This window comes from Cellulophaga lytica DSM 7489 (genome assembly GCF_000190595.1).
Lineage (GTDB): Bacteria > Bacteroidota > Bacteroidia > Flavobacteriales > Flavobacteriaceae > Cellulophaga > Cellulophaga lytica.
This window is the reverse complement of sequence record NC_015167.1, coordinates 1269218-1294132: the sequence shown is the minus strand read 5'-3', so window position 1 is coordinate 1294132 and position 24915 is coordinate 1269218. Positions and strand designations below refer to the sequence as shown.

Sequence of the window (24915 nt, the reverse complement as noted above, 5' to 3'; positions counted from 1 at the left end):
TTATGTTATTAGAATTAAACAATATATACAAATGGGTACAGTCTGGAGGCCAAAAAATATTTTTGCTAAAAGACATCAATTTAAAAGTAGAAGAAGGCGAGTTTATTTCTATTATGGGGCCGTCTGGCTCAGGAAAATCTACCTTGTTAAATATTATAGGTATGTTAGATGTATTTAATGAGGGTGAATATAATTTTTTAGAAGATTCTGTGCACAATTTAAAGGAAAAACACCGCTCTAACTTGTATAAACAGTACATTGGTTTTGTTTTTCAGGCCTATCATTTATTAGATGAGCTTACCGTGTATGAAAATTTAGAAATGCCCTTGTTGTACAAAAAGTACAGCTCGTCTGAGCGTAAAGCATTGGTTGCAGATATGCTAGATAAATTTAATATTGTAGGTAAGCAAAACCTATTTCCTAGTCAGCTTAGTGGAGGTCAACAACAATTGGTAGGTATTGCTAGGGCATTAATATCTAATCCAAAACTTATTTTAGCAGATGAGCCAACAGGTAATTTAAACTCTAAACAAGGTGAAGAAATAATGGAGATTTTTAAAGAATTAAATAAAGAAGGCGTAACAATTATACAGGTTACACACTCAGAAAAAAATGCAGCTTATGGGTCTAGAACCTTACATTTATTAGACGGGAGACAAGTATAAAAGCTATAAAAAAAGAACACAACAGCCCCCACTGTTGTGTTCTATCTAGGCCTAAATGCAAAAACCTAGTTATAGTAAGAAGGATCAACTTATATATAAAAACCTTCTTATATAATTTATGCGGTTTTAAGTAAAATCAGAGAAAAAGTTTTGGTTTTTGTTTTTCTGTATTTGCGTATATGAGCTAAATATTCATTTCTTTTTCTTTCGTGATTTTCAAGATAAAAAGCATCACACTCTACAGTGTCACATTCTAAATTGCCAAGTGTAGTATTGTTATATCTACGCATTTCTACTACCATTTCTGCATTTTCTTTTTGTAAATTATGCAGCTCTTGTTTTATAGTTTTTTGATTGGCAATACGACTTTCAATCTCTATTAAATACCCTAATTCTTCAGCAATAAACTCTAAATTACTTATCCAATTACGCAGCTCTTCTTTGTCTTTTTTCATCATTATACTGCGGTCTTCCTCGTGGTTGTAAAACAATTTTGTATTCATACCAATGTATTTATATCTATGTAATTATTTTTTTGTTCTACGTTGTTTACCGTAAGGGTTTTTTCTCCTGCTGGGAACTCCCATAAAAGTTTATCGCCCTTTGCGTAACCAATTACAGCAGTGCCCATAGGAGTTAAAATAGATAATTTTTTGTTTTTTAAATCACTATCAGATGGCTTAACTAACTGAAAACTCTTTTGCCATCCTTCATCTGCTGTAACTGTAACAATAGAGTTAAACCTAATAACATCTGTAGGCATATCTTTTTCGTCTTTTACAGCAGCAGTCTTTAGCTCATTATTAAGCTTAGCAATAGATTTTTTATATGTTGCATCTTTATGGTAACCAGACAGGTTCATCAACTTTTTAAGCAACACATATTCTTTTTTTTCAATAATTAAGCCTCCGTATTTCATTTTTTTACAATTATTTATGGAAAAATTCCTCTTTGTACATATGCCTGTTCTAAACGCTCTATGGCAATATTAAAAGCAGCAGTACGCATATCTATATCTTTTTCTAAAGCAGTTTTCATTACCTTATTAAAAGATTCTTTTAGTTTTTTGTGCATTTTTTCTAGCACTTCATCTAACTGCCAAATTTCTCCGTTTCTATTTTGCAACCACTCGTAATAACTACCAATTACCCCTCCAGAGTTGCATAAAATGTCTGGTATAATAGCAACACCCTTTTCTAACAGTATTTTTTCAGCTTCAACATCTGTTGGCCCATTTGCACCTTCAGCAATTAAAAAAGCCTTAATACTATCTGCGTTATTTGCTGTTATTTGGTTTCCCAAAGCGGCTGGTACACATATGTCGCAATTAATTCCAAAAAAGTTTTCGTTTAATATTGGTGTAGCATCGTTAAAGCCAGCAACAGCACCTTTGTGCTGCATAGTGTGCTTGTATAAATCTTCAACAGATATTCCGTTTTCATTTATAATAGAGCCAGATGCATCTTGTACGCCAACTAAAATGGCACCTTCATTTTCTAAAAAATGAGAAGTCCAGTAACCAACATTTCCAAAGCCTTGTACAATATATTTTTTGTCTTTTAGGCTTACTTTTTTGTTTTCTGCCCAAAATTTTATACTTAAAAACACACCATAACCTGTAGCTCTGTCTCTACCCTCAGAGCCACCAGCACCCACAGGTTTTCCTGTTACAACGTGCATATTTTTAGAGCGTTCTGATGGTGCTTTTGTAGACATGTACGTATCTAAAATCCACGCCATTGTTTGCGGATTTGTATTAACATCTGGTGCAGGAATATCTAATTCTGGGCCAATATTATCTCCTAAGGCATATGTAAATCTCCTAGTAATACGCTCTAACTCTGCTTGGGAGTACTTGCTAGGGTCTAACTGAATGCCACCTTTTGCACCACCATAAGGTAAGCCAGCTAAAGAGGTTTTCCAAGTCATCCACATTGCTAAAGCTCTGGCAGCATCTATATCTACAGTTGGGTGGTAACGCAAACCACCTTTATACGGGCCAAGCGCATTGTTATGTTGTACTCTATAGCCTGTAAATACTTCTACATCTCCATTATCCATTTTTACAGGAAAATGTACAACAAGCTCGTTGTTAGTGATGCTTAATATTTTTCTAATATTAGGATTTAAGTTTATGTTGTCTGCGCTGTAATTAAATTGTCGCATAACATTATCTAGCATCCCTTGCTTCAACTTTTTCTGCTGTTTTGCTATCATTATATTTAATTTAAAACTAATTCTGTTTTATCTTCTTTTTTTAGATCAAAGTCTTCATTTGTCCCGTGTTGATAATCGCTACAGTTGTATATAGAATTTTTATTTTTTGTTAGTACACAAAGTCGCTCGTGCTCACAAGTATTGCAAAGGCTCTTTTCTATTATTTTTATCATTATGTTGTATTTAGATTATTAAAATGCTACTTGACTTTCACAAAAAAACCACACCACTTGAGTTAAACATTTAGAAAGCCAAGTAGACAAATCAATCAATCAACTATAAAAATCTAATATCATTTTTATAATAACTTACTCGTGTGTGTATTGGCAAGCTGTGTGCCTAAAAAAAATTAAAATTGCAGATTTATTTCAAGCAACTGATTGTCAGGCAAATAAATAAGGCAAATTAATTTTAAAGAAAAAATGAGGTGGGGAGAAATGCCCCAGTTGGGGAAAAATTACCCGTTTTTTACTTTAATTTTTGACGTAATGTTTTACGGTCTATTTGAAGAATTTCTGCAGCCTTAGTTTTGTTATTGTTTGTGGCAGCCAACACTTTTAAAATGTACTCTTTTTCCATTTGCTGTAAGCTTGAAAAAGAAGCATCTGGAAATTCTATTTTGTATTTTAAATAATCAGGAAAATCTTTTATGTCAATTTTTCCATCGCTCATAATAACGGCGCGTTGTATTACATTTTCTAGCTCTCTAATATTGCCTTGCCAATGGTACCTTTGTAGCATTTTTAAAGCATCATCTGTAATTTGTAATAAACGGTCTTTGTATTCTACACCGTATTTTTTTAAAAACTGCTCTACCAGTAACGGAATATCAGATTTTCTTTCTCGTAATGGTGGCACGTTTATTTGCACTACGGTTAGCCTGTAATACAGATCTTCTCTAAAGGTTTTGTTGGCAATATCTTCTTGTAAGTTATTATTTGTTGCAGCAATAATGCGCAAGTCTACTTTTTCTGCTTTTTGCGAGCCTACTTTTGTAATTTCTTTTTCTTGTAAAGCACGTAGTAATTTAGCTTGTACAGCTGTAGATGCGTTACCAATTTCATCTAAAAATAATGTACCGTTATTTGCTGCCTGAAAAAAACCATTTTTATTTTCGTTAGCACCTGTAAAAGCACCTTTTGTATAGCCAAAAAGCTCAGATTCTAATAAGTTCTCAGGTATGGCACCACAGTTAACAGCAATAAAGGGTTGCTTGGCAAATTTACCAGAAAAATGAATAGCCCTAGCCACAAGCTCTTTACCAGTGCCACTTTCACCTTCTATTAAAACAGTAGCCTTGTTGTCTTTTACGCGTTCTATAATTTGAGTTACTTTTTCAAAGGCAACAGATTGCCCAATCATTTGTCCGTAACCTGTAGCTGTTAGCTTTTTTTTAGGTTTTTGTTGCTGAGTTTTTTTAGCAGTTTCTAATGACCTATTAACGGCTTGTTTAAGTTCTTCTTTTGTAAAAGGTTTGGTAAGGTAATCTGTTGCGCCAGATTTTATTACGCTCATAGCATCATCTACAGACGGGTAACCTGTAATAACTAATTTGGGAATATGTGGGTAATGTTCTGCAGTATATTTTAATAGCTGCAAGCCATCAATTTCTGGCATTTGTATGTCTGTAATTAGCAAATCTATAGTAGAGTCATGCAATACGTATAAAGCCTGTTTTACAGATACAGCTTTGTATACGTGGTAATTTAAGGCTTGTAAATGGCGTTGTAAAAGTTCTAAAATGTGTATATCATCATCTACAATGAGTATGTTCTCTTTTTCTAGCTCCATTTTTTACAATTTAGGAATTGCTACAGTAAATATAGTGCCCTTTGGCATATTAGCACTAAAGCTTATATTTCCTTTATGACTTTTAACAATGCCGTGTACTACGCTTAATCCTAACCCAGATCCTTCGCCTACCGGTTTGGTAGTAAAAAAGGGCTCAAAAATTTTATCACCCAAATTAGTATCTATACCAGTACCTTGGTCTTTTATATGTATTTCTACTCTAGCAGATTTATCTTTTATATCTAATACAATAACACCATTTTCTTCAGAAAAATAAATAGCATTTATAACCAAGTTAAATAGCACTTGGGTAAGTTGTATGCGGTCTATTTTTAATGCTATTTTGCTATTACTAGAACTAAAGTTAAGTGTTATATTTTTAGTTTTTAGTATAGGTTTTAAAAGTTCTATGGCTTCTTTACAGATAGGAATAATATTGACTAAACTTTTTTGTTGAGGCATTTCACAAGCAAAAAACATTAGTTTTTTTACTACTTCTCTAGAGTAAATAGCACTATTAATAATTTTATCTAAATCTTTAGTAGCTTGGGAGTCTTGCTTTGTGCGGTCTTTTAAAAGTTCTGCAAAGCCTAAAATATTAGCAAGTGGTGTATTTAGCTCATGAGCAATACCTGCTGTAATTTCACCAAGTATACGCAACCTGTCTGATTGTTCTACTTGCCTTTTAATTAAAATTTCGTTTTCCTTAATTTCTTTACGTTCTAGTAAGTTGCCAACCTCTAAACAAACATTATTTAGCAGTTGTTGTTCTTCTTCAAGAAAATCTAAAACACTATATTTTTTAGATGGGTAACCAACTTTTATAGTCCCAATTTCTTTATTAAATAACGTAATAGCGGAGGTTAAAAAAACGTAGTCTTTATATTCTTTTTTAGTTTCAATATGGTACTCATCGGTTTTAAGCACAACATAGGTGTCATTTATATATTGCCATGCGTTTTTTAAGCAAGATACAATGGCTTGTAAACCAACTTCAATTTCATTATAATCGCAATTAACAATTATAGAAGTAACGTCATACAAACAGGTGAGTTCTTTAATACGCTCTCTAAGTTTTTCTTCTGCTGTTACCATAAGTATAAAATTAAGGGAAGATAAATGTACTACAAAAAAATAGCTCTAGTAAACAAAACGTCTACTAGAGCCAGGTTTTATACAAACAACTTTGTTAGGCAGTAGGGTCTGGTGTCATCCTTAAATAAGGTTTAATTTCTTCTACTCCTTTAGAAAATATTTTTTCTGCATCGCTAGTAGCAATAGCCGGACTAACAACTACTTTTTCACCATTTTTCCAGTTAGCAGGTGTAGCTACTTTATGGTTTGCAGTAAGTTGTAAAGAGTCTATTACGCGTAACAACTCATAAAAATTACGCCCTGTAGATGCAGGGTATGTAAGTGTTAATTTCACTTTTTTATCTGGCCCAATTATAAATACAGAACGTACTGTTAAGTGGTTGTCTGCATTAGGGTGTATCATATCATATAAAGTAGATACTTTTTTGTCCTCATCTGCAATTATAGGAAAAGTAACTGTAGTATTTTGTACTTCGTTAATGTCTTTAATCCACTCGTTATGAGAAGCTGCACCATCTACGCTTAATGCAATCATTTTTACGTTACGCTTGTCAAACTCATCTTTAAACTGTGCAGCCGTACCTAATTCTGTAGTACAAACTGGTGTAAAATCTGCTGGATGAGAAAAAAGAATTCCCCAGCTGTCACCTAAATAATCGTATAAATTTATTGTTCCTACAGAACTGTCTGCAGTAAAATCTGGTGCTTCATCACCCAATCTTAAACTAGCCATATTATTGTATTTTTAATTAAAAATCTATTTACCCTACAAAATTAGTAGATTATTTACTTTTAAAGCGTTAAAATAGGTTAAACTTTGTGTAAATTAGAGAGTTAAAACATGAACTTTAACTGTACGCTAATACTTTCTTGTTCAGGTTTTTTCTTGTCTGGAGTATTTAAATTAGCTAATGAAATTCCCAATAAACGAACAGAGTTTTCAAGCTTTTCTTGGTACAGTAATTCTTTAGCAATTTCTAGTATTAGGTCTTTATCTGCTATAAAATAAGGTATGGTTTTGCTTCTTGTTTGCAATGTAAAATCGCTATACTTAATTTTTAAAGTAATTGTTTTACCAGCAATTTTACTTTTTTTAAGTCGGCGTTCTAATTCATTAGCAATATTTTCTAATCGCTCTAACATAAAAATTTCACTACTTAAATTCTCATTAAAAGTGCGTTCTGCACCCACAGATTTTGGTATTCGGTTTGGTTTAACTGGACTATTGTGTATGCCTCTAACAACGTGGTAGTAATAGGCACCACTTTTGCCAAAATGTTTTTCTAAAAATTCTAAGCTTTTATTTTTAAGGTCTAAACCCGTAAAAATACCCACTTTGTACATTTTTTCTGCGGTAACCTTACCTACACCATAAAATTTACGAATTTCTAACTCTTCTAAAAAGGCTAAAACTTCTTCTGGGTTAACTGTTTTTTGTCCGTTTGGTTTGTTGTAATCACTTGCAACTTTTGCAATAAATTTATTTATAGATATGCCTGCAGATGCTGTTAATCCTAACTCATTGTATATACGCTCTCTAATTTCTTTTGCAAGTAAAGATGCAGATGGATTTCCTTTTTTGTTTACAGTAACATCTAAATAAGCCTCGTCTAAAGAAAGCGGTTCTACTAAATCTGTATAATCATAAAAAATGGCTCTAATTTTTTGAGATATCTCTTTATATCTTGCAAATCGGGGTGGTACAAAAATTAAATCTGGACAATTACGTTTTGCCATATAGCCACTCATAGCAGAGCGTACACCAAATTTACGAGCCTCATAACTAGCGGCAGAAACCACACCTCTTTTTTCACCACCACCAACAGCCAATGGCTTGCCAATAAGCTCAGGATTATCTAGCTGCTCTACAGATGCGTAAAAAGCATCCATATCTACATGAATAATTTTTCGTAATGGTAAATCCTTGGTCATACACAAATTTACGGTATATTTAGGTTGATGAAAACAAAAGAAAAAACAGCTATTGTATTGGGCGCAACCGGTGTAACTGGTAGTGCTTTGGTATCTTTATTAACTCAACATAATGCCTATGCAAAAATAAAGCTATTTTCTAGATCTTTAAGCGGATTTACACATGCTAAAATTGATGAGTATTTGGTAGATCTTCATGATCTAGAAAAACACAAAAGTAGTTTTACGGCAGATGAGGTGTATTGTTGTATTGGCACCACAAAGGCAAAAACACCAGATAAAGAAACCTATAAAAAAATAGATTACGGCATACCATTACAAGCCGCAAAATTATGTAGAGAAAATGGAATAGGAACATATATGGTAATATCAGCCTTAGGAGCAAATGCATCTAGTTCGGTTTTTTACAATAAGGTTAAAGGCCAAATGGAAGATGCTGTAATTGCATTGCAAATACCCAAAACGCATATACTGCAGCCATCTTTAATTGCAGGTAAAAGAGATGAAAAAAGAATGGGAGAGTGGTTGGCAAAACAGTTTTTTAAGGTGTTTCAGTTTTTATTAATTGGCTCTTTAAAAAAATACAGACCAATACACCCAGAAACAATTGCAAAAGCTATGGTTTGGTTAGGGAATAATGAAGAAAACACTATAAAAATACAGTCTGATAAGATTAAGGAATTAGGAGGTGAATAATGGTAGAAATAGAACGTAAATTTTTGGTAAAGAGTGATGCTTTTAAAGCTGAATCAATTGCAGAAAAAAGAATAGTACAAGGTTTTTTAAATACAGATCCTGAGCGTACTGTTAGGGTTAGAATAAAGGGCGATGACGGTTTTTTAACCATAAAAGGAAAATCTAACAGCACGGGAACATCTAGGTTTGAGTGGGAAAAGCAAATACCAATTAATGAAGCAGAAGCTTTGCTTAAGTTATGCGAAGAAGGTGTAATTGATAAAATACGTTACAATGTTACTGTAGCAAACCACTTGTATGAAGTTGATGAATTTTTTAGTGACAACCAAGGCTTAATTGTTGCTGAAGTTGAGCTAAAGGATGAAGATGAGGAATTTGTAAAACCCAACTGGTTAGGAGAAGAGGTTACTGGTGATATTAAATATTATAATTCTCAGTTAAGTAAAAATCCCTTTAAAAATTGGAGTTTATAAATAAAAAAGTCTAGTAAAATTTACTAGACTTTTTTATTTAGTTAGATGTGTAGTTGAGTTTTTTCTCAATAGCTCTAATCATCACATTAGCAATATCTAAACCAGTTGCATACTCTATGCCTTCTAAACCAGGAGAAGAGTTTACCTCTAGCAATAAAGGGCCCTTATTAGAGCGTATAATATCTACCCCAGCAACAGCTAAGTTTAATATTTTTGCTGCTTTAACTGCTAGTTTGCGCTCCTCAGACGTTATTTTAATTAATGATGCAACACCACCTTGGTGAATATTAGCTCTAAATTCTCCTTTTTGAGCTTGGCGCTGCATAGATGCTACAACTTTTCCGTTTACCACAAAACAACGTATGTCTTGGCCGTTTGCTTCTTTAATAAACTCTTGTACTAAAATGTTTGTTTGTACACTTTTAAATGCATTAATAACACTCTCTGCTGCTTTATTTGTTTCTGCTAAAACAACACCTTTACCTTGTGTGCTTTCTAATAATTTTATTATTAACGGAGCCCCATTAACCATACGTATAAGGTCTTTGGTGTCCATTGGAGATTTTGCAAAACCAGTAATAGGAATGTCAATATCGTTTTTAGAAAATAACTGAGAGGCAAATAACTTGTCTCTAGACTGTGTAATTGCTTCTGCTGTGTTTAAACAATACACACCAAGATTATCAAACTGTCTAATTAATGCGCAACCATAAAAAGTAACCGATGGCTTAATTCTAGGAATAACAGCATCAAACTTATTTAAAACATTACCACCTCTGTAGCGTATTTGTGGCGATTTTGTATCTAGTTTCATATAAGCGTTTTCCACATTTAAAAAAACAACTTCATGACCTCTAGCTTCACCAGCCTCTATAATTCTTTTGTTACTGTATAAATTAGGATTACTGGCTAATAATGCAATTGTTAAACCCGATTTTTCGGCCATATGAGAAGCGTATTTCTCCTGAATTTCTTCTTCGGAAAAATTTTGCATACAATAGCTTTCTGCAGGGTTAACAATATAACGTTGGTTTATAGCCTCACGACCTAATAACATACGGTATTCCATAGTGTCTCTGTTGGCAAGCGTAAGCTCTACACTATGTATATTGTTGCCTAATTTAATAGAGGTTTTTACCACTAAGCGTTCCTCAGAAATACCAACAGAACTTTTTACCGTTCTACGGTCTACTAAAGGAGCCTCACAAGTAATGGTTACACTTCTGTTTTCTTGTATAGGGTTTACCTCAAATTTTACCCATTCTTCTACCCCCTTGTTGTAAACTTTTACATTATTAGCTTGTATAGAAGATGTTTTTGCGCCAGAGTCTACACGCGCTTTTATAGCAGGTATTCCTAGTTCTTCAAAAACACACCACTCTTCTCCTCCAATAACTTGTAATTCATCAAACTTAGTAGTATTGCCCATAGGTAAAATTTTTATTTTAAAAAGTGCGAATGTAACTTAAAAACTGACAAATGTATGTTTCCTTAAGGCTATTATTTTGCTAAAACTCCGTCCTTATCAATAAGTGGAATTGTAGTTAAATTAGCTTCGTTAACCGTATTTTTTTCAAAAACAAAACGCTTTTCAAAAAGCTTATTATCAGCAAAAAAAGTTACAAAAAACTCGTTGTTTAATTGTAAAACATCTTCTTGTACCATTTCTACTTTAGCATAAGATTTACCATCTAGCTTAGCAATAGAATGTCTCATTGTAGAGGTTATTCTATCATTATCATACCCTTTAGAAACAACCAAAACCATTTCTATGGTTTCTGTTTTGTTGTTAATTACATAAACATTCCACTCTTTATCTAAAAACTCCTTGTTAAACTCGTGTATAATAGCAACGTGTACATCTTTAATCACTGGTATTATGATGTCTTTTTTCATCTATTTATAGCTTTAAGTTGTTTTTACAAGGCACTTTTAAATTGCTCTAAAAAGCGAACATCGTTTTCACTTAATAAACGAATATCTGTAATTTGGTGTAATAACATAGCAATACGGTCTATACCAACGCCAAAGGCAAAACCAGAGTATTCTTCTGGGTCTATACCACAGTTTTTAAGTACGTTAGGATCTACCATACCACAACCACCAATTTCTAACCAACCGGTTCCTTTGGTAATTTTATAGTCAGACTCTGTTTCTAGTCCCCAATACACATCTACTTCTGCACTAGGCTCTGTAAATGGAAAATATGATGGACGCAAACGAATTTTAGATTTTCCAAAAAGCTCTGTCGTAAAAAATTGTAATGTTTGCTTTAAATCTGCAAACGAAACATCTTTATCTATATACAAACCTTCTATTTGGTGAAAAAAGCAGTGAGAACGAGCAGAAATTGCTTCGTTTCTGTATACTCTACCCGGAGAAATTGTACGTATAGGTGGCTTGTTGTCTTCCATATACCTTACCTGTACAGATGAGGTGTGCGTGCGCAACAAAACATCTGGATTGGTTTGTATAAAAAAGGTGTCTTGCATATCTCTTGCTGGGTGATATTCTGGCAAGTTAAGTGCAGTAAAATTGTGCCAGTCATCTTCAATCTCTGGGCCTTCAGAAACATTAAATCCTATTCTAGAGAAAATCTCTATAATTTGATTTTTTACTATAGATATTGGATGCCTTGCACCAATAGACATTGGTTGTCCTGGGCGTGTTAAATCTCCGTAAACACTATCGCTAACCGTTGTGCTAGCTAAAGCATCTTTTAAAGAGTTTACCTTTTCTGTAGCAGCGTTTTTTAACTGATTTATAGTTTGGCCAAACTCCTTTTTTTGTTCGTTTGGCACATTTTTAAACTCAGCAAAAAAGTCATTTAACAATCCTTTTTTACCTAAATATTTTATTCTAAAACTTTCTATTGCGTCTAGCTCTGTTGAGGTAAACTCATTAACCAATGCAATATGTTTTTTTATTTCATCTATCATAACACAAAAAAATCCAATACGCGGCAAATTTAGCAATTATTCCCGTATTGGATTGTATTAATTAATGTTTTGTAGTCACATTTAATAGGTGTCTTTCACATTTTCTTTAACCCAGGCAACAGCATCATCAAAATTAGAGAATAAATGCTCTACAGGAATTAGGTCAGGAATAATGTCTATACGCTCCATCATGTACTTGGGTTGTTGTAATAGATTTACAAAAAGTACGTTTACGTTATTTTTTTTAAGATCTACCAAAACATCTTCCATTGCATACAGTCCGGACTGGTCCATATACTGCATTCTTCCGGTTCTAATAATTACAGTACTTGCCGTACTAGGTATTTGTGAAGCCAACTGTTGAAATTCACTAGTAGAGCCAAAAAACAAAGGACCTTTTATATGTTTAATAAAAACCTCTTCTTTTAAATTAACAGGAAAGTTAGCTTCGTCCTTCCAGGCTTTTTCTTGTAAGAGCGATTTAACATCTGAGCGTTCTGCCGTAAGATCGCCTATTTTTTTCATAAACATTAATGATGCAATAACAAGCCCAATACCTACAGCATATACTAAGTTCCATACCGATGATAGTACTAGAACTACAAGCATTATTATTACTTCTGAGCTTACTTTAAGTGGTCCAATTTTTAAATCGCGAGGTAAACTAGGAATAGCTTTTAGTCCTTTATAGTCCATAACTCCAATACCAACGGTAATTAAAATACCTGCTAATACCGCTGCTGGTATTTGAGAGGCAATAGGTCCTAATGCTAATAATACAACTAAAAGAACTATACCTGCAACCATACCAGATAATTTTGTTTTACCACCAGAATTAATATTTACAACCGTACGTATGGTAGCGCCTGCTCCTGGTATACCATTAAAAATTGCTGCAATGGTATTACCAATACCTTGACCAATTAATTCTTTATTAGGCTTGTGTTTAGTCTTAGTCATATTATCTGCAACAACAGATGTTAGTAAAGAATCTATGGCACCCAATAGCGCTAAGGTAAGCGCTGTAAAAATGTAAGGCGTTAAAGATGTTATGCTAAATTGAGTAAATATTGCCATATTAGGCATAGGCATACCTGTAGGTATTTCCTCAATTCGTCTGTATGGCAGTTTAAATATAAATGCTACTCCAGAAACAGCTATAAGTGCCACTAAGGTACTTGGTACGGCAGTTGTAATACGTTTAAAGCCATAAATAATAACAATGGTAGCAATTGCTAATGCAAGCTCTAGCCAACTAATAAATTGTATTGCTCTTGGCAGTACTTTTAAAGAACCTATTACGCCAGATGCTTCTTTTGCAGCTAACGTTTTTGCTTCTTTAAGTGTATCTGCATCTGTAACAGTATTGGCTCTTTTTATGGTTTCTTCAAAGTGATCTAAAACCAAAATACCTTCGCCAGCTTCTTCTTTTAGAATATTTTGCAATATAATTTCTTCTGCTTGCGGTTTAAATTGGTTTACTAAATCTTCATCTTCCTTAGGATAATAACCAATAGCAGGTAGTATTTGTGTAACCAATATAATAACCCCAATTGCAGTCATGAAACCAGACACTACTGGGTAGGGAATGTATTTTATGTATTTACCCATACCAAGTAAACCAAGACTAATTTGCATTAATCCTGCTAAAATAAACACAGATAATATGTATGGTAGTGCTTTTTCTACATCGCCATCATGAACAGCAATAATACTTGCAATTACAACCATACTTACAGCCGTCATAGGTGCTGTGGGTCCAGAAATTTGTGTGCTTGTACCGCCAAATAGTGCAGCAAAGAAACTAATAAAAATAGCTCCGTATAAACCAGCAGCAGGACCAAGGCCAGAACTAACTCCAAAAGCTAGTGCTAAAGGTAAAGCAACTATACCAGCGGTAATACCACCAAAAATATCTCCTTTTACATTAGAGAAAAGATTTTTCATAGATTTAAATTGATTTTTTTTTAGAACAATTACCAATCAAAAAAATTGAACTAAATAGTTATATAATATACAATAAAAATGATAGAACTACTAAAAAGTAGTTTGTGTTATTTTTTAGTTTAATTACTCAAAAAAAGTAACAGCACCAGAGTTAATATCATACATAGCACCAACTATTTTAATTTCTCCTTTGCTTTGCATATCTGCTAAAACTTCACTTTCTGCAACAATCCTGTCTATAGTAAGTTGTACGTTTTTAGCAGCTACATTATCTACAAATTCTAAGTTTTTAGAGTTACGTAAGCTTTCATCTGCTGGTTCTGATACTGCTTCTACTGCAGGCTTAATTTTGCTTAACATTGCTGTTAAGTTTCCTAATTCTGCATTATCACAAGCTCCTTTTACTGCACCACAGCTAGTATGTCCTAAAACTACAATTAGTTTTGTGCCTGCTAGTTTACAGCCAAACTCCATACTACCTAAAATATCTTCGTTTACAAAGTTACCTGCAATACGTACACTAAAAATATCTCCTAAACCTTGATCAAAAACCAATTCTGCAGATACTCTAGAGTCTATACAGCTTAATATTGTTGCAAAAGGAAACTGGCCTTCACTAGTGTCATTAACTTGCTCTAACAGGTTGCGGTGAGCTTTTAAATTGTTTTGAAATCTTTGGTTTCCTTCTTTTAAAAATTGCAATGACTTTTCTGGTGTCATTGTAGCTTGTGTTTCTTTTGTATGCGCTTTCATAAAATAATTATGTTTTATATAAGTTGAATTTTTAGTTGATATATTAAACTAAAAAATGAATTTAAATTTTAATAATAGTCAGTCCGTAAATATGCGTAAAAGCAAATTTATAGCTGATAAATTTTTGGTTCTAACACTAAGTTTAAAACTAAAAATAGATGTAAAATAATTTGACTTAAAAGTACCGTTTTACTTTTTGGGTGTAGTGTATTTTAGTCTAAAAAAGCTAAAATATAACCAAGTGTTAACTTAGCTCTGGAGGTGGCAATAGTAGGTTAAAATGTGGTTTAGAATAGGTTTTACTATAATAAACTGGTGTAATACTAGATGTAAAAGGGTGTAAAAAAGTCCAATTAGTGGTTGAAGATATAATCTCTAAAGAGTTGCACTCTTCATCCTCACCAGAATTAAGTGTTATAGATATTTCTATGCTATCATCTAAATGCAAAAGCACGGTTGGAGTAATAATAAAACCAACGAGTAAAATTGCTAAAAATATGGATGAAAACTTTTTGAACATTATAAATTTTAGGAGGGCAAATGTATAAAACTGAAATTTAAATTAGGTTGTAATAAACGTAAAGTTATTTAATTTCTTTTATTTCTTCAGATGAAATCCAGCCCGTTTTGCCGTCAGCTAATTTTATTTTATAATACTGTTTTAATTCGTCAAGTACAAAAACTTTAGTGCCCTCATGTAGTCTAAATACTTCTTTGCTTCTAGTATTTGGTTCCTCTAATACTAAAGATTCTTCATTAAAAACAATTGCAGGTCTATTTTTTTTAAAATCAGAATAATTTAAATATGCAGCTGTAATTGCTGTAATTGATAAAAGTAAAAAGGTGATGCTTGCTACAAACGAAATTCTTTTTTTAGTAGAGTAATTAAAAAACTTAAAAGCAATATAACTAATAACAAACAAAATTATTAGCACAACGCTTAAGTATGCCCATTGGTCAAAATTAAAATGACCAACTACTTTATTGTAAATAGATTTTAGTGTAGTAACCGGCAAAGGGTTAATAACATCTAAAGTCATATTTTTTGCATACGCTAAGTTATTTTTTATTTCGCTGTCATTTGGTTTTAGTAATAGTGCTTTTTCATAATAGTAAATACTAGGAGCAACCTTATTAAGCTTGTAGTAAGAGTTTCCTAGGTTGTAGTAAAGCTCTGCAGAGTGCTTGCCGTTGTCAATTATTTGTAGATAATCTTTTATAGCAGCATCATACTTGCCATTATTATAAGCATCAGTAGCTTTTTTAAATAGGTCGTTGTTTTGAGAATATCCCAAAAACGAAACGCATAAAACAAGTATAAATAGTATTTTTTTCATAATTATAATTGTTTATCCATTTGTGAAATTACTTCACTTGCTTTATTGTAATCTTGTTGCATTTGCACATTAGAAAACGGACTATAACGTGCCATTTCACAGTTTTTTAAGAGTGATATAAATCCGTCTATAGTGCTTTGTTCTATGCCTTTCTGATTTAGTAAATCTGTAATTTTATCTTTACTAAAATCAGATGTTTCAATTTTAAGTTTTGCTTTTAAATAATTATGCAACGCTTTTTCTAGGGCAACATAAAATGCTTCTTTTTTACCCAGAGTTTTCTTGGCTGCAGATAAATATTTACGAGCCAGTTTATTTGCTTTTCTAACTTTGTTACCCACTACGTCAGATGCCATTGCTTCTCTTTTACGACCCAACAATATAGCTATAGGAATTAATAATATAGGCAGTAATAACCATAAATAATAAGCCGTAGACTTAAAAAAGTACGTATTAGAAATTGGCTTTAGGGTGGTTTGCGTTTTTATAAAATTAAATTGCTTGCCTTTAGTTTCTACAACTTGTTTAGTAGTTGCGTTGGCGTTTTTAGCCGCAGTATCTTCTGTGTTAGTTGGTCCTTCTACCACATTTATAACCAATTCTTCTGAGTTAAGCGTGTGGTATTTTTTAGTTTTAGGGTTAAAATAACTAAACGCAATACTAGGTATTGGGTATTTGCCTCTGTATTCTGGTACAATAGTGTAACTGTCACTAATTTTACCTTCCATACCGGTGTAAGAGGTAGTTACTTTTTCGTCGTGTTCAGGATCATAAACCTCTAATGAACCAGGTAAATTTAACGTAGGGATATCAAATAACTTTAAATTACCTTTTCCGTTAATTTCTACTTTAGCTTGCAGAGATTCTGAAGCATTTAAATGGGTTTTACTTGTGGTAACCAAGAAATTAAAATCTCCTACAGCACCTGTAAAACTTGCTGGTTTACCTTCTTCTGGCAAAGGTTTGACGTTTATATACCTGTTACCAGCAGATACTCTTAAGTTAGCTTGTGCGTATATTGGTCCACCAAAAAAGTCCCTTCGTTGTGTAGGTACTTGCACACCAACGTCTAAAGAAAGTGGCTCTAAAGTAAGTTTGCCTGTTTTTTGTGGATACAAAACAACACGTTTTAAAATTACAGACCTGTATTCTTCTCCTTTATACGTATCATCTTTAGTTGTGTATCTTTTTACAGGAATATCTTGACTCCAAAAATTATTGTACTTAGGGTTGTCTACAGCTTGGAAACCAGACACCTCTATAGAAGGACTAACATACATTTTATAAACAACTGTAATAGCCTCGTTTAAATAAGGGTTTGGTTTGCTTATTTCTGCAACAAGATGTAAATTTTCTTGAGCTATGTCGTTAGCAGACGGTGGAGCATTAGGGTTTACAACAGCATCTGTAACCGTTATAGTTTTTGCGTCAGATTTATATTCTTGATCATCTATAGTAATTTTTGCAGGATCTATAGTAATACTTCCTTTGGTAGTAGGCTGTAAAATGTAAGAGTATGATAATGAAAATTTACGCTTACCATTGTTCCAAGATCTACTTATAGATGTTGCAGGCCCCATTAATACAGTAAATCCGTTAAAATTAGGAGCAACAAAATTATCACCTTGTTTATTGGTGGTAAACTCTACCTTTAAACGCTCATTAAGCCCTAGTTTTTCTTTACTAAGTTTTACAGAAAACGTAACTTTATCTTCTTGTGCAACAGCACTACTGAGCGTAAAAAAAGTTAGAATATATAATATGTATAGTTTCGTTTTCATGTGTTTAATTACCAATCTTTTTCGTTCTTTACTTTAGCGCCTTTTACTTTTTGGGCATCCATTTTTTCTTGAACTTTTTTCTCCTCATTCTCCATAGCTTTTAATAGGTTTTTTACCTGTTGCTTAGAGAGCTGATTAGGCCTTGGTTGCTGTTGTTGGTCTTGCGGCTTTTTATCTCCTTTATCATTTGGCTTTTTTTGGTCTTTTTTATCGTCACCTTTGCCGTCCTTATCATCTTTATTTTCTTTGTCTCCTTCGTCCCCTTTATCCTTTTTGTCTTCGCCGTCTTTTTTATCTTTATCTTTTCCTTGGTCGTCTTTTTTATCGTCTCCGTCCCCTTCGTTCTTTTCTTTGTCTTCGTTTTTATCTTTTTGGTCTTCCTTATTGTCTTTTTTGTCGTCCTTGTTTTGGTCGTTTTTCTTTTGCTCGTCTTGTTGTTTTTTTAGTAGCTCTTTAGCCAAGGCAAAATTGTATCTAGTTTCTTCATCAGAAGGGTTATTTCTAAGAGCTTCTTTGTATGCTTCTACCGCTTTTTCATACTCTTTGTTTTTCATAAAAACATTACCCATATTGTGGTATGCCTTATGTTTATCTGCTTTGCTGCTAGCTAACTCACCAGCTTGCTTAAACCTGCCAAAAGCTTCACTATACGTTTCTTTATTGTAATAAGCACTCCCTAAATTATATGGAGCAACAGCATTTTCTGAACTTTTAGAAATTGCTTTACGGTAATTTGCTTCTGCTTGTGAAAAATTATTTTCAGATAGTTCTTTATTAGCCTCCCAAGTTAAATTTTTAGAGGTGTTTAATGCTTTTTCTTTTTCTTTAACGTCTGCATCATCTTGTGCATAAGTAAAGCATCCTATTAAAAAAACAATGTATACTAGCTTTTTCATTTATTCTACTTCTTTTTCGTTAAACAAATTAAGTTTTTGAAGCCATTTTGTTTTTCGGTCTAAAAGAAAAATATCTATAAATAAAAACAACAATCCTGCACCAATAAACCATTGAAACTGGTCTTTGTACTCAGAAAATTGTTTGGCTTCAAACTCTGTTTTATCCATTTTATTTAATTCTTCTTTAATAATAGTTACAGCATCATTAGTATTTGTACCATCTATAAATTGGCCATTACCTTCATCTGCAATATCTTCTAAAACGCTTTTGTTAAGTTTTGTAATTACAACTTCTCCTTGTAAGTCTTTTTTAAGACTTTGTAAAACTCCATTACGCTTTATAGGTATTGGAGCTCCTTTTTCTGTGCCAACCCCAATGGTAAATATTTTTATACCTTGGTCTACTGCTTTTTCTACTGCACCTTCTGTAGATCCTTCAGAGTGGTCTTCTCCGTCAGAAATTATAAATAACACTCTGTTTGTTTGCTCATCATCATCATAATACGTAGAAGCCAAATCTAACGCTTGGTTAATAGCTGTACCTTGGGATGATAGCATATTGGTGTTTAAACCTTGTAAAAACATTTTAGCCGCACCATAATCTGTAGTAATTGGTAATTGTGGGTACGCTTGCCCTGCGTAAGCAATAATACCAATACGGTCACTACCAAGTTGCGCAATAATTTCTGAAACAATACGCTTTGCTTTAGCTAACCTGCTAGGAGCAATGTCTTCTGCAAGCATACTTTTAGATACATCTACAGCAAAAACAATATCTACACCTTCTCTTTTTACAGTTTCAAGTTTTGTGCCAATTTTAGGGTTTGCCAATCCAACTATTAAAAGTGTTAATCCTAAAATAAATACACAGAATTTTAAAATTGATTTAAAGGTAGATTTAGTAGGTGTTAAGCGCTTTAGTAAGTGTATATCTGCAAATTTCTTTTGCGCTCTTTTTTTCCAGATTAAAAGCAGCACAAAGATGACCACCATTACAGGAATGATGAACAGTAAATAGAAATATGTTTTTTCGTCTATTTGTATCATTTGTCTTTCTTAATCTTAGATAAAACTTCTAAATAAAGTGTTACGCATTATCCATTCTAGTAAAAGTAAAATACCAGCTAACAGTATTAATGGTCTAAACTTTTCTTCAAAATTGGTATATTTAATTTCTTCAATATCTGTTTTTTCTAGCTTATTAATTTCATTATAAATAGCGGAAAGCTTTTCATTGTCTGTAGCTCTAAAATATTGTCCGCCTGTTACAGTAGCAATTTCTTCCAGCAGTTTTTCATCAATTTCTACTTGCCTCATACCATACCTGTAAGTACGGTCTGGATTAAAAGCAATTGGAGTTAATGCGTTACCATTTGTACCCAAACCAATGGTGTATGTTTTAATTTTATATTCTACAGCTAAATCTGCTGCAGTTTTTGGCTCAATAAAACCAGAGTTGTTTACGCCATCTGTAAGTAATATTATGACTTTGCTTTTAGATTTGCTGTCTTTTAAACGGTTAACAGCCGTTGCTAAACCCATACCAATTGCGGTACCATCTTCTAATTGCCCGTGCGTTATTTGGCGTAATGATGATAGTACAATAGACTTGTCACTAGTAATAGGTGTTTTAGTATAACTTTCAGCAGCATAAGCAACTAAGCCAATACGGTCATTAGGTCTTTTTTTAATAAAATCTGCTGCAACTTTTTTAAGGGCAGTTAGCCTGTCTGGTTTTAAATCTCTGGCAAGCATACTAGAAGATACATCTATAGCCATAACAATATCTATACCCTTAGTAGTTTTTGTTCTGGTAGAAACGTCTTTAGTTTGTGGGCGTGCTAAGGCGGTAATTATTGCAGCCATAGCTAACAAGCGTAAAACAAAAAGTATAGGTTTTAATTTAGATAAAATACTGGTATCTGTAAAACCTTGTGTACTTGATATTTTTAGTGCTGCAGTTTCTTCTTTATGTTTAAAAAAATACCATAGCACAGCCAATGGTAGCAATAATAGCAACCAAAAAAGCTGAGGATTTGCAAAAGTGATATTCTCTAACATTTATTCTTTTTTATCTTCTTTAACTTCAATTGAATTAAATATGCGATCTGCAATTTGTTGTGCATACTCGTCATCTGCCAAGTAGGTTACAAGTATTTGTTGCTGAAAACCTTTGCCTCCAAAACAAATTATTGCATACTCACCATTAACCAATTCTTTAGAATTTGGCATTTTAAACTTGCCAGAACCATATATTTTTAAGCCTTTAGTGTCAGATGAAAATGTATTAAACTCCTCTTGCTTTGTGGTTATATTTTTAGTCCCAGAAGCCTCAAACTCTGCCAATATTTTTTCTGCTACCTGATTAAAATCTGGTTCTGTTTGCGGATTAGCAAATGTTGCAGATGAAACACTAACAGCAAACAGTGTTTTGTTGCTTTTATAGGTGAACAATTGCAGTTCTTTAATATTTGCTTTAGCCTCTGGAGGCAAATTAACTTCTTGTCTAATTAAAACCTCTGGTGTTTCTATTTGTATTGGTGGGTAGCCATAAGAGCTTTGTATCCAATCGTTCTCTAATAATTCTTTTACAGGGTGGCCTAAAGCTGTGTCCTTTACTGTTTTAAAGCCATATACTTTAATTAAGACCCCTAAACCAATTAATAAAGCACCTACAAAAGTGGCAATGGCAATAATCCATTTTTTCTTTTCTTTTTTACGCGCTAATTCTTCTAGGTATTCTTCATTTTTAAGCAATTCTTCCTCTGTAGGCTCTGGTAACGCCTCATGTGTTTTTTCTACAATCTGAGCTATTGCCACGCGGTCTTGTTCTGCAATAGAAGTTTCTGGTTTCTTTTTGGCAAATTTTACTAAATCTGCAGTTTGCAAAACACGTTTAAATTGTGATATAGTATCATTATCTAACTTTAATTGCCCTGCATCTTTTAAAAGTTCTAGCTTGGTAATAAGTTGGTCTGTAGTGCTTTCTAGGGCAGATATTTTTACATCTTCCTCTAAATAAGAACGTACAATAGTGGTAAGCTCAGAGTAATACTCCTTATACTCATCTTGTATAATGTATTTAGAATTTTCTAGTTTTTTAAGTTCTATAATTGCTCGGTCATATGGTGGTAATAGCGCTATTTTTTCTTCGTCAGTTAATGGTTTTTTACGTAAAATAAACCAGTAAATTAAACCTATAACCACTAGTAAACTAGCTACAATAATACTAACTAGCAACCAAGGGAATGAAGAAGATTTTTCGACCTCCATAAGTGGTTTAATGTCGTACATTTTTTGAGCAAAAGTATCTACTTTAACAGTACCAACATTAACCCTTAAAGAATCTGTAAAAAAAGCTTTACCATTAATTTCTATACGTTGTATAGGAATGGTATAAGCACCAGAATCAAACTGAGTAAGGGCATAAGAACGCTGTAATGTAATACGGTCTTTATACTTTGTGGTATCTATTTCTAAGGCCTCAACCATTTCTAAAGGAGAAAAGGTTTGGTCTTCAGGGAACAACACTTGTGCGGTAGAATCTGCATCTACAAAAATGGTATATTTAATTTGCTCACCAATTCTAATAGCAGTAGTATCTATATCTGCTGTTATTTTAGGTTGGTTTTGGGCATAACTAAAAAATGAACCAAAAACAAGGCACACTAAGGCACACATTATTTTTAGTAATGTGTTACTTGTACTAATTATTTGCTTGTTACTAATTGTCATTATCCTCTTCGCTTAAAATAGCCTAATAGCTTTTTAACATAACTCTCGTCTACCCTACAGCTTAGTGTTCCGCAGCCCGATTTTGTAAATGTTTCTTTAAAGTAAGTTACTTTATCTTGGTAGTACTTACCATAAGCTAATCTTACTTTTTTAGATTGTGTGTTTATAAGTTTTATGGCGCCAGTTTCTGCATCTTGCATTTGTACCATACCTATGTTTGGTATAGTTTCTTCTCTTTCATCAAAAATACGTATGCCTGTAACATCATGTTTTTTACCAGTAATGCGTAACGTTTGTAAATAATCATCAGTAATAAAATCAGACAGCACAAATACTATGGCTTTCTTTTTCATTACATTGGTTAAATACTTTAGGGCTTCAGATAAGTTTGTTTTAGTGCTTTTTGGTGTAAATTCTAACAGCTCTCTAATAATGCGCAATGCGTGACTTTTTCCTTTTTTTGGAGGAATAAAAAGCTCTACTTCATCAGAAAATAAAATTAAACCAACTTTGTCATTGTTTTGAAGAGCAGAAAAAGCAAGTGTAGCAGATATTTCTGTAATAATATCTTTCTTAAACTGATTGGTTGTGCCAAAGTTTTCAGAGCCACTTACATCTACCATAAGCATCATTGTAAGTTCTCTTTCTTCCTCAAAAACTTTAATGTAAGGTTCGTTATAACGTGCGGTAACGTTCCAGTCTATAGCACGTACATCATCGCCAAATTGGTATTGGCGCACCTCACTAAACGTCATACCACGTCCTTTAAACGTAGAATGGTACTCTCCGCCAAATATGTGGTTAGAGAGACGTCTAGTTTTTATCTCAATTTTTCGTACTTTTTTAAGTAATTCTTTAGTATCCATTTTTCAGTTTGCAGTGTACATTATTAGATTGTAGTTTTTGTTTGTATAAAAACAGAACCACGACATATAACTGACGACTGATTTAAGGCACTTCTACTTCGTTTACAATCTTGTTAATTATTTCTTCAGAAGTAATGTTTTCTGCTTCAGCCTCATAAGTTATTCCAATTCTATGTCTTAACACATCATGTACAATGGCTCTAACATCTTCAGGAATAACATACCCTCTACGTTTAATAAAAGCATAACATTTAGCTGCTGTAGCTAAGTTTATACTACCACGAGGAGATGCTCCAAAACTTATAAGTGGTTTTAAATTTTCTAGATTGTATTTTTCTGGGTAACGTGTGGCAAATATGATGTCTAAGATATATTTTTCAATCTTTTCATCCATATATACTTCCTTTACAGCTTTTTGTGCATTTAATATTTGCTGTACAGTAACCACAGGTTTAACCTCATCATAAGAACCTTTTAAGTTTTGACGCATAATTAACTGCTCCTCATTAATTTTAGGATAGTCAATTACTGTTTTTAACATAAAACGGTCTACTTGTGCCTCTGGCAGTGGGTACGTACCTTCTTGCTCAACAGGGTTTTGTGTAGCCATTACTAAAAAAGGTTTTTCTAAAACAAAAGTTTCATCACCAATAGTAACTTGTTTTTCTTGCATTGCTTCTAACAAAGCCGACTGAACTTTTGCAGGGGCTCTGTTAATCTCATCTGCCAAAACAAAGTTTGCAAATATTGGTCCTTTTTTAATAGAGAAATCGTTCTCTTTAATATTGTATATCATTGTACCTACAACATCTGCAGGCAATAAATCTGGTGTAAACTGTATTCTGCTAAAGTCACCGCGGACTGCTTTAGATAAAGTGTTAATTGCTAATGTTTTAGCTAGTCCTGGCACACCCTCTAATAATATGTGTCCTCGTCCTAGTAATCCAATTAGTAGGCGTTCTACCATATGCTTCTGACCCACAATTACTTTGTTCATCTCTAGCATTAGTAGATCTATAAAAGCACTTTCTTGAGCAATTTTCTCGTTAACCGCACTAATATCTACTGTAGTATTTTCTTCCATAAGCCATTAAAATTGTTCTGCAAAATATAAAAGTATTTAATAAGATGCAAAATCTTAATTTATTTACGGTTCTGCTGTTAATAATAGGTTAAATGTTGTATAACGCTACTATTATTATGAACTATTTAAGGAAAATATTTTTAATTTTCACATAGTGTTATGAAAACCAGATGGTAGCAGTTAAAAGGAGGATTTTTTGAATGTACTTAAAAAGTTGAAAAAAGTTTTTAAAACCGGACAAAAAATTAGTTCATTTTTTCTTTAGCTTCAAGAGTAATCGGTTTTATAAATATACTAGAAACTTCATCTGGAGATAAATTTAAGTCGTAAGTAGCTAGTTTTTTTCTAAAAGCATCGCTCTTTTCAGCCTTGTTATCTCCTAATTCATTTAGAATATAATAATAACTACTTTTATTTAAAACTTTTGATGTTGTAAGGTTAAATTTTTTATAGTTAAAAAGGGTATAGGCTAGTAACGAGGAATGCCATTCTTTGTATTCTGTAGTTTGTTTAATTTCTTGCATAATTTTAGAATTGTCTTGTTGAGAAAAACAATTGTAAGAGTTTAAAAAGAAAAGTATAAGTATGAGGTTTTTCATAATTAAGTCGTTTGTTAAAACAATCAACTTAATGAAGTTAAGAAAAAACTCTAAAATATAAAAGGACGATAATAAAATACTTCTTGCTATAATTCATTTCTTATTGTTA

The 24915-nt window shown here is 32.9% G+C and carries 25 protein-coding genes; 3 read left to right on the top strand and 22 right to left on the bottom strand.

Annotated elements, in window-relative coordinates; genetic code table 11:
• The first annotated feature begins 2 nt into the window (after nt 1-2).
• Nucleotides 3-665: an ABC transporter ATP-binding protein gene (locus CELLY_RS05855; protein ID WP_013620740.1), complete on the top strand. Its 663-nt coding sequence runs from the start codon at nt 3-5 to the stop codon at nt 663-665.
• Between the two features lie 116 nt (nt 666-781).
• Here CELLY_RS05855 and CELLY_RS05850 read toward each other — a convergent pair whose 3' ends face one another.
• The 7 genes from CELLY_RS05850 to dinB form a co-directional block, all read right to left on the bottom strand.
• On the bottom strand, nt 782-1168 hold the full coding sequence (locus CELLY_RS05850; RefSeq protein ID WP_013620739.1) for a hypothetical protein: 387 nt from the start codon (nt 1166-1168) through the stop codon (nt 782-784).
• Complete coding sequence (locus CELLY_RS05845) at nt 1165-1584, bottom strand: GreA/GreB family elongation factor (RefSeq protein ID WP_013620738.1); 420 nt, start codon at nt 1582-1584, stop codon at nt 1165-1167. The genes CELLY_RS05850 and CELLY_RS05845 overlap by 4 nt, the downstream gene beginning before the upstream one ends.
• Nucleotides 1585-1598: 14 nt before the next feature.
• Nucleotides 1599-2882, bottom strand: a complete 1284-nt coding sequence (locus CELLY_RS05840; protein WP_013620737.1) for a Glu/Leu/Phe/Val family dehydrogenase — start codon at nt 2880-2882, stop codon at nt 1599-1601.
• Between the two features lie 468 nt (nt 2883-3350).
• Nucleotides 3351-4673, bottom strand: coding sequence for a sigma-54-dependent transcriptional regulator (locus CELLY_RS05835; protein ID WP_013620735.1), 1323 nt, complete (start codon nt 4671-4673; stop codon nt 3351-3353).
• Between the two features lie 3 nt (nt 4674-4676).
• Entirely contained in the window at nt 4677-5768 is a 1092-nt protein-coding gene (locus CELLY_RS05830; RefSeq protein WP_013620734.1) for a sensor histidine kinase, read from the bottom strand.
• Nucleotides 5769-5862: 94 nt separating this feature from the next.
• Nucleotides 5863-6501, bottom strand: a complete 639-nt coding sequence (locus CELLY_RS05825) for a peroxiredoxin (protein ID WP_013620733.1) — start codon at nt 6499-6501, stop codon at nt 5863-5865.
• 101 nt (nt 6502-6602) lie between these two features.
• Nucleotides 6603-7700 (bottom strand): DNA polymerase IV, encoded by a 1098-nt coding sequence (gene dinB / locus CELLY_RS05820; RefSeq protein WP_013620732.1) that lies wholly within the window; start codon nt 7698-7700, stop codon nt 6603-6605.
• 27 nt (nt 7701-7727) lie between these two features.
• Here dinB and CELLY_RS05815 point away from each other — a divergent pair, with 27 nt between their 5' ends.
• Nucleotides 7728-8396, top strand: coding sequence for an NAD-dependent epimerase/dehydratase family protein (locus CELLY_RS05815; protein WP_013620731.1), 669 nt, complete (start codon nt 7728-7730; stop codon nt 8394-8396).
• Entirely contained in the window at nt 8396-8869 is a 474-nt protein-coding gene (locus CELLY_RS05810) for a CYTH domain-containing protein (protein ID WP_013620730.1), read from the top strand. The genes CELLY_RS05815 and CELLY_RS05810 overlap by 1 nt, the downstream gene beginning before the upstream one ends.
• A gap of 37 nt (nt 8870-8906) precedes the next feature.
• Here CELLY_RS05810 and rimK read toward each other — a convergent pair whose 3' ends face one another.
• The 15 genes from rimK to CELLY_RS05735 form a co-directional block, all read right to left on the bottom strand.
• Entirely contained in the window at nt 8907-10298 is a 1392-nt protein-coding gene (gene rimK / locus CELLY_RS05805; RefSeq protein WP_013620729.1) for a 30S ribosomal protein S6--L-glutamate ligase, read from the bottom strand.
• Between the two features lie 71 nt (nt 10299-10369).
• Nucleotides 10370-10765 (bottom strand): hypothetical protein, encoded by a 396-nt coding sequence (locus CELLY_RS05800; protein ID WP_013620728.1) that lies wholly within the window; start codon nt 10763-10765, stop codon nt 10370-10372.
• Nucleotides 10766-10788: 23 nt separating this feature from the next.
• Nucleotides 10789-11808 carry a phenylalanine--tRNA ligase subunit alpha gene (gene pheS, locus CELLY_RS05795; RefSeq protein WP_034646745.1) on the bottom strand — a complete coding sequence of 340 codons (1020 nt, stop codon included), beginning with the start codon at nt 11806-11808 and terminating at the stop codon, nt 10789-10791.
• Between the two features lie 81 nt (nt 11809-11889).
• Nucleotides 11890-13755 (bottom strand): SulP family inorganic anion transporter, encoded by a 1866-nt coding sequence (locus tag CELLY_RS05790; RefSeq protein ID WP_013620726.1) that lies wholly within the window; start codon nt 13753-13755, stop codon nt 11890-11892.
• 123 nt (nt 13756-13878) lie between these two features.
• The gene (locus CELLY_RS05785; protein WP_013620725.1) at nt 13879-14508 is read right to left on the bottom strand and encodes a carbonic anhydrase family protein; all 630 of its coding nucleotides are present in this window, start codon (nt 14506-14508) and stop codon (nt 13879-13881) included.
• A gap of 244 nt (nt 14509-14752) precedes the next feature.
• Complete coding sequence (locus CELLY_RS05780) at nt 14753-15028, bottom strand: hypothetical protein (RefSeq protein WP_013620723.1); 276 nt, start codon at nt 15026-15028, stop codon at nt 14753-14755.
• Nucleotides 15029-15092: 64 nt separating this feature from the next.
• Nucleotides 15093-15845 carry a tetratricopeptide repeat protein gene (locus CELLY_RS05775; RefSeq protein ID WP_013620722.1) on the bottom strand — a complete coding sequence of 251 codons (753 nt, stop codon included), beginning with the start codon at nt 15843-15845 and terminating at the stop codon, nt 15093-15095.
• Between the two features lie 2 nt (nt 15846-15847).
• The gene (locus CELLY_RS05770) at nt 15848-17626 is read right to left on the bottom strand and encodes a BatD family protein (RefSeq protein ID WP_013620721.1); all 1779 of its coding nucleotides are present in this window, start codon (nt 17624-17626) and stop codon (nt 15848-15850) included.
• Nucleotides 17627-17634: 8 nt separating this feature from the next.
• Nucleotides 17635-18522, bottom strand: coding sequence for a tetratricopeptide repeat protein (locus CELLY_RS05765; protein ID WP_013620720.1), 888 nt, complete (start codon nt 18520-18522; stop codon nt 17635-17637).
• Nucleotides 18523-19569: a vWA domain-containing protein gene (locus CELLY_RS05760; RefSeq protein WP_013620719.1), complete on the bottom strand. Its 1047-nt coding sequence runs from the start codon at nt 19567-19569 to the stop codon at nt 18523-18525.
• 15 nt (nt 19570-19584) lie between these two features.
• Entirely contained in the window at nt 19585-20583 is a 999-nt protein-coding gene (locus CELLY_RS05755) for a vWA domain-containing protein (RefSeq protein ID WP_013620718.1), read from the bottom strand.
• A complete protein-coding gene (locus CELLY_RS05750; RefSeq protein WP_013620717.1) occupies nt 20584-22257 on the bottom strand; it encodes a hypothetical protein in 1674 nt (557 codons plus the stop codon).
• Nucleotides 22257-23123, bottom strand: a complete 867-nt coding sequence (locus CELLY_RS05745; RefSeq protein WP_013620716.1) for a DUF58 domain-containing protein — start codon at nt 23121-23123, stop codon at nt 22257-22259. Before CELLY_RS05745 ends, CELLY_RS05750 begins: the two co-directional genes overlap by 1 nt.
• 82 nt (nt 23124-23205) lie before the next feature.
• Entirely contained in the window at nt 23206-24207 is a 1002-nt protein-coding gene (locus CELLY_RS05740) for an AAA family ATPase (protein ID WP_013620715.1), read from the bottom strand.
• Nucleotides 24208-24452: 245 nt separating this feature from the next.
• Complete coding sequence (locus CELLY_RS05735) at nt 24453-24806, bottom strand: hypothetical protein (protein ID WP_013620714.1); 354 nt, start codon at nt 24804-24806, stop codon at nt 24453-24455.
• Between the last annotated feature and the right edge of the window lie 109 nt (nt 24807-24915).